Consider the following 4025-nt stretch of genomic DNA (forward strand, 5'->3'; position numbering starts at 1 on the left):
CCCCGTCCGCAGAGCCTGTCGACATCGCCCCCGTCACAGCTGCGCCATCATCTGAAGAGGCTGCGGCGCCCCGCAGCCGCAGCCGCCGCAAGGCCCGCCCCGAGGCGCCGGTCGATGTTGCAGCTCCAGTCGCCTCCGCTATCGAAGCGCAGCCGATCGCCGAGCCTGTTGAGACCGCTCACGCCGCGCGCCCCGACCGTGCAGACCGCGAACCGCAACTGCTGCAATCCGATCGCCGCGGTGACCGCAAGGCCGACAAGAGCGATACTCAGCGCCAGGGCGTGCGTGGCTTCGGCGACGACATCCCCGCCTTCCTGCGCCGGCCCGTCGTCATCCGCGCCTGAACTCGTCCACAACGGCGCGGTGAAACGCCGCGTCGTTTACCCTGCATTACGGAACATCCCGTAGTGTGCGCCCCGACACAGCTCCAGAACAGGGGCCCAGGGGAACAAGAATGTCGAAAAAGGTCGAGACGGCGCTAAGAGCTCCTCAAGCCTATGCTTTGGCGCGCAACGTCATCGGCGAAATGGAGAAGGCGGGCGTTTGGCCCACTCCGCTGAACTTCGAGCTTTGGCTGCATTACCTCAGCGACCCCGACGGTCCTTTGGCGCAGGAAATCCGCCGCCTTCTGGCGCAGTCCGCCGTCATCACCGACAAGACCTCCGAAATGCTGGCTGCCGAGTTCCTGCCGCGCGGCCGCCTGCCGGATCAGATCCGCGACGTGGGCGCCGTGCTGGATCGCGAATTGGCCAGCGTCGCCAGCGCCATCGCAATGGCGCACAAGACTCAGCATGACTATGGCGAGACCCTCGCCGACGCCTCCCAGTGCATGGAAACCGTCGATGATCCGTCCTCGCTGAAGAATCTGGTCGGCGACCTGTCGACCGCGACCAACCGCGTGCGCCGCGAAACGGCGATCCTCGAAAAACGTCTGGAAAAGTCCAACAAGGAAGTCATCCGCCTGCGCGAAAACCTGGAACAGGTGCGCCGCGACGCCATGACCGACGCCCTGACCAATCTGGCCAACCGCAAAGCCTTCGACGAACGGCTCGAGGCCGCCTGCGCCGAGGATGACGGCGCGCCGCTTAGCCTGGCCATCCTCGACATCGACCATTTCAAACGGTTCAACGACACCTGGGGCCACCAGACCGGCGACCAGGTGCTGCGCTATGTCTCCACCGTCCTGTCCAACATCTGCGGCAAGACCCGATTCGCAGCCCGGTTCGGCGGCGAGGAGTTCGCGATCATCTTCCCGGGTGAAGGCGCTGGCGTCGTCATGGCCGCGTTGGAGAGCATCCGCAACGACGTGGCGTCACGCGCACTGCGCCGTCGTTCGACCAATGACGACCTGGGCTCAGTCACGGTCTCTGCAGGCTTCGCTCAGCGCCAAAAGGGCGAAACCGCCGCTAGCCTGCTGGAACGCGCCGACGCCGCCCTGTACGAATCCAAACGTGCGGGCCGTAACTGCGTCACGCCGGCCTCCTCGCTCGAAAAGGCGGCTTAGGGTCTGACAAGGCCAAGCTTTCTGCCATAGTCGTCCCATGCGCAGCTTCGCCTTCAATGTCGCCTACTGGATCCTATCGATCGGCTACGGGCTGACCGCCGCCTTTGCTGCGCTCGCGCCCGGTCGCGGCCCGGCCAGCTGGGTCATCCGTCGCTATGTGAAGCGCATGGTCCAAGCCATGTCGATCTTCGCCGGCATCAAGCTGGACGTGCGTGGCAAGGACCGCCTGCCCGAGGGCGCCTTCATCATCGCCTCCAAGCATCAAAGCTGGGGCGACGGCTTTGCGACCTACGATCAGTTCGACGACATCGCCTTCGTCACCGGCGATCACCTGGAAAAGTTTCCCCTGCTAGGTGGCGTGCTGAAGAAGCTGGGCGCCATCGTCGTCAACTCCTGCGGCGGCCACGAAGCGCGCAAGGCCCTGGCCATGCGCGCCGCCGAGGCCCGCGCCGAGAACCGCAAGATCCTGATCTATCCCGAGGGCCATCTCGCGCCCGTCGGCAAGAAATTCAAATATCGCTCCGGCGTCTGGCACATGTACCGCGACTTCGACGTGCCCGTCGTGCCGCTCGCCACCAACCTCGGCCTCTTCTGGCCAGAGGAACAGTACGAAAAACACCCCGGCACAGCGACGCTGGAGTTCCTCGACCCGATCCCCGTCGGCCTGCCCAAGGAGGAATTCCTGGCTCGCCTCGAAGCCGTCATCGAGACCCGCACCGCCGAGCTCGTCTCCCAGGCCACGGGTCAACCCGTGACGCCGGCCGTGCTGATCGACACACCGACTAAGTAACGGGCTTAGGCTTCTTCCCCGACGCCTTCTTCACCGCCACGTCCAGCGACCGCCTCGCCCAGGCGACGGCTTCGTCGGGGTCATCGAGAGCCGTTTCAGGCAGGGTCCAGTAGCCCATGCTCATCGTGCGGCCGTCCTTGGTCGGATAGGTGAACTGACGCGAGCCGGCCGCGACGAAGGCCTGCCCTAGCGCCTCGTCGCCCTTCAGCCAGACCACGCCGTCGTCCAACAGGGCGAACATGACGCCGGCGGCATAGACTCCGGCCCCGCCGAACATGCGCTTGATCTCCAGGCGGCCGAGCGCATGGAAATGCTCGCGGACCCATTCGCCGAAGTCCGCATCGTAAGCCATCTCAGTCGGCGGCGACCGGCACGATGGTCACGCTCTCGCCGCAGCCGCAGGCGTCGGTCTGGTTCGGATTGTTGAACACGAACTTGGACGCCAGCCGCGTCGTCTCATAGTCGATCTCGGTGCCGATCAGGAACAGCACGGCCCGGGGCTCGATCAGGATGGTGACGCCCTTGTCCTCGACCACCTCGTCCATCGGCCCGATCTCGTCGGCATAGGCGAAGGTGTATTCCTGCCCGGCGCACCCGCCGTTCTTGACCCCGATCCTCAGGCCGATGTGATCGTTCTCGGCATTGTCCAGGATCTCACGCACCCGCTCGGCGGCCGCGTCCGTCAGGGTGACGGCCTTGGGGCGCGGGCGGCGCGGACGAGATGTAGCTTGAAGCTCGCTCATCAGAACATATCCATCAGAACATATTCAGGGCCAGCTTAGCCTCGTCGCTCATCTTGGAGGCGTCCCACGGCGGATCGAAAACCAGATTGGCCTTGGCGCTGCGCACGCCCTCGACCTTCTCCACCGCCGTCTCGACCCAGCCCGGCATTTCGCCGGCCACCGGACAGCCCGGCGCCGTCAGCGTCATGTCCACCACCACGTCGCGATCGTCGTTGACGTCGACGCGGTAAATCAGGCCCAGCTCATAGATGTCGACCGGGATTTCAGGGTCATAGACCGTCTTCAGCGCCTCGATCAGCTGATCGGTTAGAGTGTCCAACTCGGCCTGCGACAGGGCGCTCTTCTGGGGTTCGTCCCAAGCGTCCTTGAAGGCGTCGCTGTCTTGAATCGGTTGATCTGTCATCGGCTTACACGAAGAAGTTCCGCGCCTTGATCAGCGCATCCACGAAGGCGTCGGCATCCTCCACGGTATTATATAGGGCGAAGGAGGCGCGGGTGCTCGACGTCACCCCCATTCTTTTCGCCAGCGGCTCGGCGCAGTGCAGACCCGCGCGTACCGCGACTCCGTAGCGGTCCATGATCTGGGCGACGTCATGGGCATGCGCGCCCTCGACGGCGAAGGTCAGGATCGCGCCCTTGCCTTCGGCCTCGCCCAGAATCCGCAGCCAGGTCTCACCCTGAAGTCGATCGACGGCGTGCTGATAAAGGGCATGCTCATGCGCCTGCACGGCCGCCCGGTCGTACTGCGCCAGCCATTCCAGGGCCGCGCCCAGGCCGATAGCCTCCAGGATCGGGGGCGTCCCCGCCTCGAAGCGGTGCGGCGGCCGGGCATAGGTCACGCGATCCTGCTCGACCGTCTCGATCATCTCTCCCCCGCCCTGATAGGGCGGCAGCGCCTCCAGCGCCTCGGCCTTGCCGTACAGGGCGCCGATGCCGGTGGGCGCAAACAGCTTGTGCCCGGTCACGACGTAGAAGTCGCAGCCGATGG

General features: G+C 65.2%; 6 protein-coding genes and 1 pseudogene. 3 read left to right on the top strand and 4 right to left on the bottom strand.

What is annotated here, in order from left to right:
• The 3 genes and pseudogenes from B3T77_RS06680 to B3T77_RS06690 form a co-directional block, all read left to right on the top strand.
• Nucleotides 1–344: pseudogene (locus tag B3T77_RS06680) on the top strand (RNA helicase); the annotation flags it as partial.
• A gap of 110 nt (nucleotides 345–454) precedes the next feature.
• Nucleotides 455–1504 carry a GGDEF domain-containing protein gene (locus B3T77_RS06685; RefSeq protein ID WP_292078258.1) on the top strand — a complete coding sequence of 350 codons (1050 nt, stop codon included), beginning with the start codon at nucleotides 455–457 and terminating at the stop codon, nucleotides 1502–1504.
• A gap of 37 nt (nucleotides 1505–1541) precedes the next feature.
• Nucleotides 1542–2294: a lysophospholipid acyltransferase family protein gene (locus B3T77_RS06690; RefSeq protein ID WP_292078259.1), complete on the top strand. Its 753-nt coding sequence runs from the start codon at nucleotides 1542–1544 to the stop codon at nucleotides 2292–2294.
• Here the strand turns inward: B3T77_RS06690 and B3T77_RS06695 are convergent.
• From B3T77_RS06695 to B3T77_RS06710, 4 genes are all read right to left on the bottom strand, one after another.
• A complete protein-coding gene (locus tag B3T77_RS06695; protein ID WP_292078260.1) occupies nucleotides 2287–2646 on the bottom strand; it encodes a TfoX/Sxy family protein in 360 nt (119 codons plus the stop codon). The genes B3T77_RS06690 and B3T77_RS06695 overlap by 8 nt on opposite strands.
• 1 nt (nucleotide 2647) lies before the next feature.
• Entirely contained in the window at nucleotides 2648–3037 is a 390-nt protein-coding gene (locus tag B3T77_RS06700; RefSeq protein WP_066551375.1) for a HesB/IscA family protein, read from the bottom strand.
• Between the two features lie 13 nt (nucleotides 3038–3050).
• A complete protein-coding gene (locus tag B3T77_RS06705; RefSeq protein WP_137721741.1) occupies nucleotides 3051–3440 on the bottom strand; it encodes an SUF system Fe-S cluster assembly protein in 390 nt (129 codons plus the stop codon).
• Between the two features lie 4 nt (nucleotides 3441–3444).
• A partial coding sequence (locus B3T77_RS06710; RefSeq protein WP_292078261.1) for an aminotransferase class V-fold PLP-dependent enzyme occupies nucleotides 3445–4025 on the bottom strand: 581 nt, incomplete at its 5' end.

Source organism: Brevundimonas sp. UBA7838, from assembly GCF_002500885.1.
GTDB classification, from domain to species: domain Bacteria; phylum Pseudomonadota; class Alphaproteobacteria; order Caulobacterales; family Caulobacteraceae; genus Brevundimonas; species Brevundimonas vesicularis_C.